Origin of the sequence: Streptomyces sp. NPDC059852 (assembly GCF_042731455.1) — a bacterium.
Classification (GTDB): domain Bacteria; phylum Actinomycetota; class Actinomycetes; order Streptomycetales; family Streptomycetaceae; genus Streptomyces.
In genome coordinates this window covers 1-12,288 of record NZ_JBHWJK010000038.1, presented here as the reverse complement: position 1 = coordinate 12,288, position 12,288 = coordinate 1, and the positions used below count along the sequence as shown (strand labels likewise).

Here is a 12,288-nt window from a genome sequence, read left to right as displayed (position 1 = left end):
CGACCGGGCCACGCCGTGAAAAGTTCCGGAAAAGATCCCGGATCGACACCCGATGCCTATTGCGCGCGACGGTCTCCGCGCACCACGCTTCCACCGAAGTCGCTCCGCTCCTTCTTGCTTTTGGACACGCGGAAGGATTTAGTCGAGCTTCACATTGCATTGTCGGGCACGGTACAAATGAATTGTCAGCGTGCCGTACGAAGGGACCGATATTCGTGGCGCAGAAGGTCGTGGTCACTCTCTTTGACGACATCGACGGCTCAGAAGCGGCGGAAACGATCGCCTTCGGACTCGACGGCAAGTCGTACGAGATCGACCTGAATGAAGCCAATGCCAGCAAACTGCGTAAGGTGCTCGCGCCCTACGTGGAGGCCGGCCGCAAGCGGTCGAGGTCGGGCAAGGCGTTCAAGCAGACGGAGGTCGCCCCCGACCCGGCGGCCGTCCGCGCCTGGGCCCAGGCCAACAAGATGGAGGTGCCGGCCCGCGGCCGCATCCCCAAGAAGGTCTACGAGGCGTTCGCCTCGGCGCAGTGAGCCGGTCCGCGGGGCGGGTCCTCAGGGCCCGCCGGCGGACCCCCGGGGCGGTGCGCCCGGACCGGTGCGACAACCGACTTGCGCTACCCCCCTGCTGATCAGCTAATGTCTGGAGCACGCCAGCGGGCGGGGCCGAAAAAGTCCAGCTCGCCGAGCATGCGGGTGTAGTTCAGTAGTAGAACATCCCCCTTCCAGGGGGAAGGCGCAGTGTGCAATTCCTGTCACCCGCTCTGCACCGCCGTACCGACCATCCTTGTGGATCAGGTAGGCTGGTGCCCGCGCCGATCGGTGAGAGCCGGTCGGAGGCAATGCGGACGTAGCTCAGTTGGTAGAGCGCAACCTTGCCAAGGTTGAGGTCGCGAGTTCGAGCCTCGTCGTCCGCTCGGGAATGAGACCCCGGTCCTTCAGGACCGGGGTCTTTTCGTTGCCACGAAGCGCCCCGCCCTTCTGACATTTGTCATGCCGAGCGATGACAGCGCGCACTGCCGGCCGCCCTCGGCCGGCGGAAGGCTGTGGGCATGGACAACGACGAACACGAGCACGTGATCGAGGTCACCGACCTGCGGCGTGTCTACGGGGGCGGGTTCGAGGCGGTGCGCGGAGTCTCCTTCTCCGTGCGCCGCGGTGAGGTCTTCGCCCTGCTCGGCACCAACGGCGCCGGCAAGACGTCCACCGTGGAGCTGCTCGAAGGGCTGGCCGAGCCCGCCGGAGGGCGGGTGCGGGTGCTGGGGCACGACCCCTTCGCCGAGCGGGCCGCCGTACGGCCGCGCACCGGGGTGATGCTGCAGGAGGGCGGCTTCCCGTCCGAGCTGACGGTCGCCGAGACCGCGCGGATGTGGGCGGGATGCGTGAGCGGGGCCCGGCCGCCGCTGAAGGTGCTCGGCCTCGTCGGGCTGGCCGGGAAGACCGGCGTACGGGTCAAGCAGCTCTCCGGCGGTGAGCGGCGGCGCCTCGACCTGGCGCTCGCCCTGCTCGGGGACCCCGAGGTGCTGTTCCTGGACGAGCCGACGACGGGACTCGACGCCGAGGGGCGCCGCGACACCTGGGAGTTGGTGCGGGCGCTGCGCGACGACGGCACCACCGTGCTGCTGACCACGCACTACCTGGAGGAGGCCGAGGACCTCGCGGACCGGCTCGCGATCCTGCACGACGGGCGGATCGCGGCGGCCGGGACGCCCGCCGAGGTGACCGCTGCCCAGCCGTCGCGGATCACCTTCGAGCTGCCCGACGGCTACTTCCTGGGGGACCTGCCGCCGCTCGCCGAGCTGGGCGTGAGCGGACACGAGGTCGAGGGGCGGGCCGTAAGGCTGCGCACCCACCGGCTGCAGTGGGCGGCGACCCGGCTGCTGGTGTGGGCCGAGCAGGCCGGAGTGGAGCTGCGGCGGCTCGATGTGCGGTCGGCCTCGCTGGAGGAGGCGTTCCTCGGCATCGCGCGGGAGGCGGCGGAGGCCGCCGGGACGAAGGAGTACGCGGCATGAGCACGGCGACGACCACCCCGGCGGGGCGCATGACGTCGTTGGCCCGGGCCGAACTGACCCTGCTCGGACGCAGCAGGGGAACCCTCTTCGCGGCGCTGTTCGTGCCGCTGATCCTGCCCCTGAGCGCACGCGAGGCGGCGAAGCAGATGGATCTGGCGGAGGCGGGCCTCACCCTCGGCACGGTGATCCTGCCCGCCTCCATCGGCTTCTCGCTGCTCTACGCGGTGTACGCCACGCTCGTCAGCGTCTACACCGCCCGGCGCGAGGAACTCGTCCTCAAGCGGCTGCGCACCGGCGAGCCGCGGGACACCGAGATCCTCGCCGGGGCCGCGCTGCCGGCCGTGGCCGTCGGCCTCGCCCAGAGTGTGGTGCTGGCGATCGGCTGCACCGTCCTGCTCGACGTGGGCGCGCCCCGCGCTCCCCATCTCGCCGTGCTGGGCCTGCTGTCGGGGTTCGTGCTGTGCGCGGTGCTCGCCGCGGTGACCTCCTCCTTCACCCGTAGCGTCGAGAGCGCGCAGGTCACGACGTTGCCCGTGGTGTTCCTCTCCATGATCTTCTCCGGGATGTTCGTGCCCCTGGAGGTCCTGCCCGACCGGATGGCCTCCGTGTGCGAACTGCTCCCGCTGACACCGGTGATCACCCTGGTCCGGGGCGGCTGGACCGGCGAGCTGTCCGCGTACGAGACGCTCGGTGCGGTCACCACGGCGCTGGCCTGGACGGTTCTCGCCGTGTTTGCTGTACGGCGGTGGTTCCGGTGGGAACCGCGGCGCTGACGGAGGGGGTACGGACGTATGCGCGGGCCCGGCAGGTGGTGGCGGGGAAAGAGCACCCCGGCGAAGGTGGAGACGTACACCCGGGCGTCGTTCCACTTCTTCGCGGTGATGGAGGTCTCCTCGGCCGGGGTGCCGATGCTCCGCCAGGTCGGCGGCGCGACGGGCGCGTGGCTGATGCTCCTGGTCTGCGCGCACGCGGCGCTCTGCCTGGTGACCGTGTCGCGTGCCGTGGACTGGGTGCGCGGGAAGCGTGAGCAGCCGCTGCGGCTCATGTGCGCCCTCGGCGCCGCCACCGCCGCGATCGCCGCCGGGAGCCTCGCGGTCTCCGAGTACGGCCCGGACGACGAGGGCCTCGACGCGGCCGTGGGCGGTGTCTTCGGCGTCACCATGATCTTCGGGGTGGGCATCATCGCCCTCGGCATCCGCGAGCGCTGGCGGGTGTACGCGCTCGTCGCGGGCTTCGCCGCCGGGTCCGGGCTCCTCGTGCTCGTGATCACCGGGATTCCGCTCGAAGCGCTGGTCCTCGCGGTGATCGTGCTGCTGGGAAGTGGCTTCCTCGCCTTCACCGCCGTGTTCTCCGTCTGGCTGCTGCGGGCCGTCTACGAGCTGGACGAGGCCCGCGAGACCCGGGCCCGGCTCGCGGTCGCCGAGGAGCGGCTGCGCTTCGGCCGCGATCTGCACGACGTGATGGGCCGCAACCTGGCCGTCATCGCCCTGAAGAGCGAGCTGGCCGTACAGCTGGCCCGGCGCGGACGGCCCGAGGCCGTCGAGCAGATGATCGAGGTGCAGCGGATCGCGCAGGAGTCCCAGCGGGAGGTGCGGGATGTCGTACGCGGCTATCGGGAGGCCGACCTGGAGGTGGAACTGGCGGGTGCGCAGGGTGTGTTGACGGCGGCGGGGATCGCGTGCGAGGTGACGGGGGAGGCGGCCGGGCTGCCGGTCGACGTGCAGTCGGCGCTGGCCTGGGTCGTGCGGGAGGCGACCACGAACGTGCTGCGGCACGGGAACGCCGAGCGGTGCAGGGTGGATGTAGGGGTGCGTGAGGGACGAGTGGTGCTGACAGTGGAGAACGACGGGGCTGCCGGAGCCTCCGACGGGGGTGGGGGCTCCGGCCTCGCCGGGCTGCGGGAGCGTCTCGCCGCCGTGGACGGCACTCTGGATGCCGGACAGGTCGGCGACGGGGCGTTCCGGCTGGTCGCGGAGGTGCCGCTGGTGGCGGCCGGGGTGCCGGAGGCCGTCGTATGAGCGGGCCGGTGCGGCTGCTGCTGGCCGACGACGAGCATCTGATCCGGGGCGCGCTCGCCGCGCTGCTCTCCCTGGAGGACGACCTGGTGATCGTCGCCGAGGCGGCCGGCGGGCCCGAGGCGCTCGCCATGGCGCGGGCCCATCGGCCCGACGTGGCGGTCCTGGATCTGCAGATGCCCGGCGCCGACGGTGTGAAGGTCGCCACAACCCTGCGGGCGGAGCTGCCCGGGTGCCGGGTGCTGATCGTGACCAGTCACGGGCGGCCCGGACATCTGAAGCGGGCCCTCGAGGCGGGTGTGCGCGGATTCGTCCCGAAGACGGTCAGCGCCCAGCGGCTCGCGGAGATCATCCGGACCGTGCACCGCGGAAACCGGTACGTCGACCCCGAGTTGGCGGCCGACGCCATCGCCGCCGGGGACTCGCCCCTGACCGCGCGGGAGGCCGAGGTGCTGGAACTCGCCGCCGACGGGGCGCCCGTCGCGGAGATCGCGGAGCGCGCCGCGCTGTCCCAGGGCACCGTACGGAACTATCTGTCCTCCGCCGTCTCGAAGCTCGGTGCCGAGAACCGGCACGCGGCGGTGCGCCTCGCCCGCTCCCGCGGTTGGGTATAGTGGTTCCCGCGCCACGGCGCATGCGAACGTAGCTCAGTTGGTAGAGCGCAACCTTGCCAAGGTTGAGGTCGCGAGTTCGAACCTCGTCGTTCGCTCCAGAGCAAAGGCCCCGGTCATCGACCGGGGCCTTTGGCATGTGCCGGGGCAGCGGCTAGCGTGCGTGACCATGACACGCAGGTGGACCCTGGCGGCCCGGTTCGCGCTCGGCGGCGCCGTCCTGACGGCCGCGCTCCTCCTGAGCGGAGACCGGACCGGGGCACTGACCGCGGCAGCGGTGTCCCTGCTGATCGCGGTGGTGCACTCCCCGCTGGTCTTCCCCCGGTCCGTCGGCGCCGAGGAGGCGCGGCGGCTCAGTGACGCCGACGGCCGCCCCGTCGTCTACTGGCGGCCGGGCTGCGTCTACTGCCTTCGGCTGCGCCTCCGGCTGGGCCTGCGGGCCGGCCGGGCGCACTGGGTGGACATCTGGCGGGACCCGGCCGGGGCGGCGGAGGTCAGGGCGGCCAACGGCGGCGACGAGACCGTGCCGACGGTCGTCGTGGCCGGGCGGCCGCACACCGATCCGGATCCGCGCTGGGTGCGCGAGCGGCTCGCCCCGGCCGGCCGGGACTGAGCGTCCCTCAGCTCCAGCTCATGCCCGTCAGACGCTCGTACGCCTCCACGTACTTGGCGCGGGTCGCGTCCACGACGTCCTGCGGCAGCGGCGGCGGGGGCTGCTCGCCCGCGCGGTCCCAGCCGGAGTCCGGCGAGGTCAGCCAGTCCCGCACGAACTGCTTGTCGTACGACGGCTGCGGGCGGCCCGGCTCCCACTGCTCGGCCGGCCAGAAGCGCGAGGAGTCCGGGGTGAGGACCTCGTCGGCGAGGACCAGGGTGTCCCCGTCGAAGCCGAACTCGAACTTGGTGTCCGCGAGGATGATGCCGCGCTCGCGGGCGATGTCCCGGCCGCGCGCGTACACGGCGAGCGTCGTCTGCCGCAGCCGGGCGGCGGTGTCGGCGCCGACCTGGCGGGCGACCTCCTCGTAGGAGACGTTCTCGTCGTGCTCGCCGACGGCGGCCTTGGTGGCCGGGGTGAAGATCGGCGCCGGCAGTTCCGAGCCGTCGACCAGGCCCTCGGGGAGGGCCAGCCCGCAGACCGTCCGGGTGTCGTTGTACTCGGCGAGCCCGGAGCCGGTGAGGTAGCCGCGGGCCACCGCCTCGACCGGGACCATCCGCAGCGACTTGCAGACGAGGGTGCGGCCGGCCCAGTCGGCGGGGGCGCCGTCGGGCACGTCGGTGCTCAGCACATGGTTGGGGACCAGGTCGGCGAGCTGGTCGAACCACCACAGGGAGAGCTGGGTGAGGATGCGGCCCTTGTCCGGGATCTCGGTGGGCAGCACCCAGTCGTAGGCGGACAGGCGATCGCTGGCGACCATCACGAGGTCACCGGCCTCGTTGCGGTACAGCTCGCGCACCTTGCCGGTGTGCAGGTGCACCAGGCCCGGAACCTGAAGCGGTTCGGGCTTTTCTACGAATCCGGACACGGTTCCTCCCCGTAAGTCTGTCCAATGCGTCGATTGTCCCGTACGGGGCGCGGGCCGTGGACCGGGGGTGGGGCGGGGGGACCGCCGGGGCCGTGCCGCGTGAGGTCAGTCACGCTTGCAGATGCGGTCCAGGAGATTGGCGGTGGCGCGCTGGACCCGGGGATCGACATGGCCCGGGCGGTCGAGCGCCGGGGACCAGGCGAAGGTGCCGGAGGCGAAGACCAGGGCGCCCGAGTGCGCCCGGTATAGCGAGGTCTCCTGGTGGCGGAGCACCCCGTCGCGGTCGGCGTACGGGGAGTGCGCCAGCAGGATGCGCTCCTCGTGGCCGGGCAGCGGGGTGCGCGGGAAGTAGCGGTCGGCCTCGCCGGCCACCAGGCCCGGGATCTCGTCGCCCTCGTGGGCGCCGGTGGCCTCCCACAGCCAGTGGTCGGCGTTGCGGACGATCAGCGGGTGCGGCTCGGGGACCTGCCCTGCGTACTGGATGCCGATGAGCTCCTGCTCGGGGCGGTCGATCTCCCGCCAGAGCACCGGGCGCCCCGGTCCCCTGCGCTTGCGGCAGGTGAGCAGGCGGTCGGGAACGCCGGACGGGGAGGGGCCCAGCTCCACCTGCCAGTACATGGAGTTGGCGGAGAGGAACACCAGCGAGGTGCCGTTCTCCCGGGCGAGCTCGACCGTGCGGCGCATGTTCGCCGACCAGTACTCGTCGTGGCCGGGGAAGACCAGGCCCCGGTACCGGGTCGGGTCGACGTGTCCGCCGTGCAGGTCGCGGGCGTCGGCGTAGGCGATGTCGTAGCCGTAGCGCTCGGCCCAGCGGATGAAGTCGTAGGCGTGGCCGACGTGCAGGGGCAGGCCGGCGCCCGCGTAGGGGCGGTCGAAGGAGACGGTGGTCGCGGCGTCGTCCTCGCCGAGCAGCCGGCCGTCCTCGTCCCAGGCGTGGTACAGGCTGGCGCCGAGGCGGCCGTCCTCCGGGTAGAGGTTGTACGCCTGCCAGGTGACGTCGGGCAGGAGCAGGAGCAGGTCCGCCGGGTGGCTGTCGCGGACGGTGAACGGGATGTGGGAGCGGTAGCCGTCGTGGGTGGTGAGGACGGCGACATAGGCACCGTTGCTCCAGTAGCTGGGGACCTGGAGGCGCCAGGACAGCCACCAGTGGTGGCAGGAGACGGTGCGGTCGGCGGTGAGCGGCGCGGGCTGCACGATGCCGGACAGCCGGGGGCTCGTGGTGATCTTGGCGGCGCCGTCCCCGCCGTAGTGGCCGATGCGGTAGATGTCGACGGCGAACTCCTGGGGCGGGTCGACCGTGATGTGGAAGTCGACCGCCTCGCCGGGCGCGACCGCGCCGGTGGAGGTGAACCCCTTGATCTGCCGGTGGACGTCGTCGGCGGACCGGGGTCCGGCGCTGCGGGGCGCGGGGACCCTCGGGGTGCCGGGCGTCGGCGGGTGGGCCTGGCCGTCGACGTACCAGGGGACCACCTGGCCGGTGTCGTCGAAGTACGTCACGTTGCCGCGCAGCCAGGGGACCGGGCCCTGGCCGAAGGGGTCCGTCACGGCGTGCGCGAGAGCTCCCGACTCCCAGCGGCGGATCTGCTCCGATCCCATGGCCGTACCCCTCCCTTGTCCCCGTGTGCGCACATCGGGCGTCGTGTCCTGGCCGTGGCGCGCCGGGCGTACGCCGTGCCGGTGGTGCGGTGGTGCACGTTTGCTCACGGTGCCGGGTGGTGCGCGTCGTGCTCGTCCGGTGCCGGTGGTGCCTGTCGTACGCCGATGCGCCTGCCCGGTGGTGCCGCCGTGCGGCAGGGCTTCACCGGCTGTCGTGGCGTAAGCCCTTGCCATATGCGCTATCGACCCCAGCACATCACATTGCGCTCGCTTCCTGTCACTATTCGTTGCGAATTGGCCGAAAGTGGAACCGGGGGCTCCGACTGAGTTCCGTCGCTGCGGGACGGGCGGCCGGGGCGGCTGCCGCGTCCTCGCCCGTCAGACCAGGCGGACCGGCTTCTCGGGGCGTATCCCGGACTCCACGAGCCAGGCGCGCAAGGGCGCCGGATCGCCGTCCTCGATGAGGCGCAGGACCCGGGGGGTGAGGTCGGTGGCCCGTTCGCCGTCGATGAGCAGCGTGGGCCCGTCGAGCCAGTCCAGACCGGGTGTCGCGCCCGCGGTGTCCATGGCCGCGCAGCAGACCATCGCGGTCACGTGGTCGGTGAGCAGCTCGCGGGAGCTGCGGGGCGGCTGGAGCGGGAAGAGCGGAAGGGTGCCGATGTCCAGCAGCGAGGTCTCGGGGGCGGGCGCGGCCGGCGACCCGGCGGGCGCCGCGGCCTCCTCCCGGGCCAGCTCGGCGGTGATCCCGGCGGCCAGGGCCGAACTCCGCTCGGTCTCCTGGTCCTCGTAGGGGTCGAGGTCGTCGGCGGGGGCACGGGGCGGGACGGGTGCTTCCGGGACCGGGGCCGGCTGCGGTGCCGTCAGGTGGTCGAGGACCCGGGAGAGGGTGGGGCCGTCGGAGCCGGGGGACGCGTCGCCCGGGCCGCGGCGGACGCCGAGGGTGTCGAGGACGCGGTGGAGGCGGGCGGCGTCCGTACGCCAGGTGCGGTCCACGACCTCCTCCGGATACTCCTGCCAGCCCACCGGCGACCAGTCCTGGCCGGTCTCGGCCGGGCCGCCGTGGAACAGCCGGGCGGCCAGCAGGGAGGCGGCCTCGTCGACCGCGCCGGGCTCCTCCAGAAGGTCGCAGGCGGGGCGCTCGCCCAGCCGGGAGGCGAAGCCCTCCGCCAGCCGGTCCCGCCGGGAGAGCTCGGTGAGGGCGGCGACCACGCCCGCGTCCAGCCGGGACGGCCAGCGGCCCATCCGCCAGGCCGGCAGCGCGACCCGCGTCAGCAGCCGGTCCCAGCCCGCGTAGGCCAGGCCGACCTGCTCCTGGGCGACGATCCGCAGACCGTAGTCCACAGCCTGTGCGCGCTCGGCGGCCGCCGCGGCCACCCCCCGTTCCATCTCTGCCGCGTGCTCGCGGCAGCTCCGCAGCAGCAGGCGCGCCACCCGGCCGAGGCCCGCGCACACCGCCCGCGACCCCGGACAGCGGCCGCCCGTGGCGGCGACGGCCACGGCGGCGTCCAGGCCCCGGACGAAGCGCCGGGCCTGGGCTATGTCGGGGTGCGCGGAGGGCCCGGTGCCGGCGACGACCGGGGCGAGCACGGCCCGCAGCTCCCCGACCCGCATCCACCACAGGAAAGGGGAACCGATGACGAGGACGGGCGCGGCCGGTGTACGGCGGTGGGGGCCGCGCCCGCCTCCGCGCAGGCCGTTGAGTCCGTCGTCCGCGTGCTCCTCGGGCGGGGGCGGGCCGTGGGACCGATGGGTGCGGTCCTCCAGCCAGCTGTCGCAGTCGGGCGTGAGCGCTATCGCGGAGGGGGCGGGGACGTCGAGCCGGTCGGCGAGGTCGCGGACCAGTCGGTAGAGGTCCGGGGCCTGCTCCTCGCCGATCGTCACGGTGGGTGTGACGGCAGGACGGGCGCGGGCGACGACCAGCGCGACGACCCCGGCGGCCAGCAGCACCAGGGCGGCGACCGGGGTGAGCACCCAGCGCACGGCGTCCCAGCCGGGGCCGGTGAGGTGTCCGGTGGACGGTCCGGCGAGCAGCACCACGGCGAACGCCGCGGGCAGCAGGGCGACGGCGAGCGCGCGGCTGCGGACGCGCAGCACCGCCAGGGCCCGGGCACGCGCGGCCTGGGCCCCCGCTTCCATCCCCATCCCGGTCACGGCCGGACCTCACCCCCTCCGCGCTGCCCTGGTCGTCGGAACTGTCCTGGCTCTGCTCACTCCCCCACTGTGGCACCCGCCACCGACATCGCAATGCCGGTGGGCCAAGTGCCGGAACGCTTGCGCGGCACCATAGTTGGGGCGTCGACCCACGTCAGTCGGTTGGGCCATCGCTCACTCGATGGAATGGCTTTGGGGAAAGGTGGATGACGGACAGCGAGGATCACCCCTCTGATCACAGCGCTCGTGCCCGCACGCGTCCGGGTGTGCGTCGGGCCCCGGATCCTGAGACGGATCCGGGGCCCGGACGGTTGGCTCGCGGGAGCGGCTGGGGCGAAACACGGCCTACGCGTCGGCGGCGGCCTTCGCGGCGATGTCCGTACGGTGCTGGGAGCCGTCCAGCCCGATCCGGCCCACCGCGCGGTAGGCGCGGGTGCGGGCCTCGGTGAGGTCGCCGCCGGTCGCGGTGACGGACAGCACACGGCCGCCGGCGCTCACGACCGCCTCGCCGTCGCGACGGGTGCCGGCGTGCAGCACGTAGGCGTGCGGGGCGTCCTCGGCGGCCACCTCGTCGAGGCCGCTGATCGGGTCGCCGGTGCGGGGGGTGCCCGGGTAGTTGTGGGAGGCGACGACCACGGTGACCGCGGCGTCGTCGCTCCAGCGCAGCGGCTCCAGGTCGGCCAGGCGGCCCTGGGCGGAGGCCAGCAGGACACCGGCCAGCGGGGTCTTCAGCCGGGCCAGGACGACCTGCGTCTCCGGGTCGCCGAAGCGGGCGTTGAACTCGATCACGCGCACACCTCGCGAGGTGATCGCGAGACCGGCGTAGAGCAGTCCGGAGAACGGGGTGCCGCGGCGGCGCATCTCGTCGACGGTCGGCTGGAGGACCGTCTCCAGGACCTCCTCGACCAGCTTCGGGTCCGCCCACGGCAGCGGTGAGTACGCGCCCATGCCGCCGGTGTTCGGGCCCTCGTCGCCGTCCAGGGCGCGCTTGAAGTCCTGGGCGGGCTGCAGCGGCAGGACGGTCCGGCCGTCGGTGACGGCGAAGAGGGAGACCTCCGGGCCGTCGAGGTACTCCTCGATGACGACGCGCTCGCAGGCGTTGGCGTGCGCGCGGGCCGCGTCGAGGTCGGCGGTCACGACGACGCCCTTGCCGGCCGCCAGACCGTCGTCCTTGACGACATAGGGGGCGCCGAAGGCGTCCAGGGCCTCGTCGACCTCGGCGGGGGTGGCGCAGACGTAGGAGCGGGCCGTGGGGACGCCGGCCGAGGCCATGACGTCCTTGGCGAACGCCTTGGAACCCTCGAGCTGCGCGGCCTCCTTGGACGGGCCGAACACCGGGATACCCGCCTCGCGCACGGCGTCGGCGACCCCCGCGACGAGGGGGGCCTCCGGTCCGACGACCACGAGATCGGCGCCGAGCCGTTCGGCCAGCGCGGAGACGGCCTCGCCGTCGAGGGCGTCGACCTGGTGCAGTTCGGCGACCTCGGCGATGCCGGCGTTGCCGGGGGCGCAGTGCAGCGCGGTGACGTCGGGGTCGAGGGACAGGGAGCGGCACAGGGCGTGTTCGCGGGCGCCGCTACCGATGACGAGGACCTTCACGGGGTCAGCCTAACGGCCTTCTTGTGCGGGACGCCGAGGGGCCGGGGACGGAGGAGCTGTGCGTTCCTCCAAAACCGGCCCGCCGTGACGGAGGGCCGGGGGCCTAGTCGTTCGTGATCTCCTCGACGACCGTCGCGCCCAGCTCCCGCACGATCAGTTCGCGGCCGGACAGCGCCGACTCGTTGAGGTCGGGGTCGTCGTCCTCGGGGATGTCGTCCTCGATGGAGACGGAGGGCGGCTCCGGGGCGCTGGGCCGCGAGGCCGGGGCGGGGGCCGGTGCCGACGGGGCCGCCGGTGCCGCGGACGGGCCGGGGGCCGGGCGCGGGGCGGCCTGACCGCCGTAGCCGCCGGGGGCCGGGGCGGCGCCGCCTCCGCCGAAGCCGGGGGAACCGCCCGGGGCCGGGGGCGCCGAACCGCCGCCCGACGGGTCGACGATCGCCTCGATCTTCCACTGCACGTGGAACTGCTCGGCCAGGGCCTGCCGCAGCACGTCCTCGCTGCCGCTGCTCGCGAAGTTGTCGCGCGCGCCGGCGTTCACGAAGCCGAGTTGGAGCGTGGTGCCGTCGAAGCCGGCGACCTGGGCGTTCTGGCTGAGCAGGATCCAGGTGAAGCGGCGGCGGTTCTTGACCGCCTCCAGGATGTTCGGCCAGAGCTGGCGGGGGTCCAGGCCACCGCTCGGGGGCGCGGAGGACGGCGGCGCCGCCTGTCCGCCTCCCGCGGCGGGCGCGGGCGTGGACGCGGGGGCGCTGGGCCCGGGCGCCGGGGCACCGCCGCCCGCCGGGGCC

General features: G+C 73.5%; 10 protein-coding genes, 3 tRNA genes and 1 pseudogene. 9 read left to right on the top strand and 5 right to left on the bottom strand.

All coding sequences use genetic code 11. The annotated features are described in order from the left end of the window. Positions 1 to 215 precede the first annotated feature (215 nt). The 9 genes from ACFV46_RS31715 to ACFV46_RS31675 all read left to right on the top strand — a co-directional run bounded on the left by ACFV46_RS31715 (position 216) and on the right by ACFV46_RS31675 (position 5,250). Positions 216 to 533: an Lsr2 family protein gene (locus tag ACFV46_RS31715; protein ID WP_062673371.1), complete on the top strand. Its 318-nt coding sequence runs from the start codon at positions 216 to 218 to the stop codon at positions 531 to 533. Positions 534 to 691: 158 nt separating this feature from the next. Continuing rightward, positions 692 to 763 (top strand) — tRNA-Gly (locus tag ACFV46_RS31710). A gap of 80 nt (positions 764 to 843) precedes the next feature. Next, positions 844 to 916: transfer RNA gene (locus ACFV46_RS31705), tRNA-Gly, on the top strand. A gap of 135 nt (positions 917 to 1,051) precedes the next feature. Next, a complete protein-coding gene (locus tag ACFV46_RS31700; protein ID WP_385500770.1) occupies positions 1,052 to 2,011 on the top strand; it encodes an ABC transporter ATP-binding protein in 960 nt (319 codons plus the stop codon). After that, positions 2,008 to 2,784, top strand: coding sequence for an ABC transporter permease (locus ACFV46_RS31695; protein WP_385500769.1), 777 nt, complete (start codon positions 2,008 to 2,010; stop codon positions 2,782 to 2,784). The genes ACFV46_RS31700 and ACFV46_RS31695 overlap by 4 nt, the downstream gene beginning before the upstream one ends. A gap of 18 nt (positions 2,785 to 2,802) precedes the next feature. Beyond that, entirely contained in the window at positions 2,803 to 4,029 is a 1,227-nt protein-coding gene (locus ACFV46_RS31690) for a sensor histidine kinase (protein WP_385500768.1), read from the top strand. Next, positions 4,026 to 4,640, top strand: a complete 615-nt coding sequence (locus ACFV46_RS31685; RefSeq protein WP_361928570.1) for a response regulator transcription factor — start codon at positions 4,026 to 4,028, stop codon at positions 4,638 to 4,640. The genes ACFV46_RS31690 and ACFV46_RS31685 overlap by 4 nt, the downstream gene beginning before the upstream one ends. A gap of 22 nt (positions 4,641 to 4,662) precedes the next feature. Continuing rightward, positions 4,663 to 4,738 (top strand) — tRNA-Gly (locus tag ACFV46_RS31680). Positions 4,739 to 4,806: 68 nt separating this feature from the next. Continuing rightward, positions 4,807 to 5,250 carry a glutaredoxin domain-containing protein gene (locus tag ACFV46_RS31675; protein WP_385500767.1) on the top strand — a complete coding sequence of 148 codons (444 nt, stop codon included), beginning with the start codon at positions 4,807 to 4,809 and terminating at the stop codon, positions 5,248 to 5,250. A 7-nt stretch (positions 5,251 to 5,257) separates the two neighbouring features. On the opposite strand, the gene ACFV46_RS31670 is transcribed toward ACFV46_RS31675, so the two are convergent. The 5 genes and pseudogenes from ACFV46_RS31670 to ACFV46_RS31650 all read right to left on the bottom strand — a co-directional run. Beyond that, positions 5,258 to 6,157 carry a phosphoribosylaminoimidazolesuccinocarboxamide synthase gene (locus tag ACFV46_RS31670; RefSeq protein ID WP_361928564.1) on the bottom strand — a complete coding sequence of 300 codons (900 nt, stop codon included), beginning with the start codon at positions 6,155 to 6,157 and terminating at the stop codon, positions 5,258 to 5,260. Between the two features lie 105 nt (positions 6,158 to 6,262). Further along, the gene (locus ACFV46_RS31665; RefSeq protein WP_376730018.1) at positions 6,263 to 7,753 is read right to left on the bottom strand and encodes a N,N-dimethylformamidase beta subunit family domain-containing protein; all 1,491 of its coding nucleotides are present in this window, start codon (positions 7,751 to 7,753) and stop codon (positions 6,263 to 6,265) included. A 378-nt stretch (positions 7,754 to 8,131) separates the two neighbouring features. Further along, the gene (locus tag ACFV46_RS31660) at positions 8,132 to 9,895 is read right to left on the bottom strand and encodes a hypothetical protein (protein WP_376730019.1); all 1,764 of its coding nucleotides are present in this window, start codon (positions 9,893 to 9,895) and stop codon (positions 8,132 to 8,134) included. Positions 9,896 to 10,249: 354 nt separating this feature from the next. Further along, complete coding sequence (gene purD, locus ACFV46_RS31655; protein ID WP_385500765.1) at positions 10,250 to 11,503, bottom strand: phosphoribosylamine--glycine ligase; 1,254 nt, start codon at positions 11,501 to 11,503, stop codon at positions 10,250 to 10,252. 103 nt (positions 11,504 to 11,606) lie between these two features. Beyond that, positions 11,607 to 12,288: pseudogene (locus tag ACFV46_RS31650) on the bottom strand (DNA polymerase III subunit gamma and tau); the annotation flags it as partial.

What these genes read in the sequence shown, in the direction of transcription:
- ACFV46_RS31700 (WP_385500770.1), top strand. Translation starts at nt 1,052, where the DNA reads ATGGACAACGACGAACACGAGCACGTGATCGAGGTCACCGACCTGCGG.
- ACFV46_RS31695 (WP_385500769.1), top strand. Translation starts at nt 2,008, where the DNA reads ATGAGCACGGCGACGACCACCCCGGCGGGGCGCATGACGTCGTTGGCC.
- ACFV46_RS31690 (WP_385500768.1), top strand. Translation starts at nt 2,803, where the DNA reads ATGCGCGGGCCCGGCAGGTGGTGGCGGGGAAAGAGCACCCCGGCGAAG.
- ACFV46_RS31685 (WP_361928570.1), top strand. Translation starts at nt 4,026, where the DNA reads ATGAGCGGGCCGGTGCGGCTGCTGCTGGCCGACGACGAGCATCTGATC.
- ACFV46_RS31675 (WP_385500767.1), top strand. Translation starts at nt 4,807, where the DNA reads ATGACACGCAGGTGGACCCTGGCGGCCCGGTTCGCGCTCGGCGGCGCC.
- ACFV46_RS31665 (WP_376730018.1), bottom strand. Translation starts at nt 7,753, where the DNA reads ATGGGATCGGAGCAGATCCGCCGCTGGGAGTCGGGAGCTCTCGCGCAC.
- ACFV46_RS31660 (WP_376730019.1), bottom strand. Translation starts at nt 9,895, where the DNA reads ATGGGGATGGAAGCGGGGGCCCAGGCCGCGCGTGCCCGGGCCCTGGCG.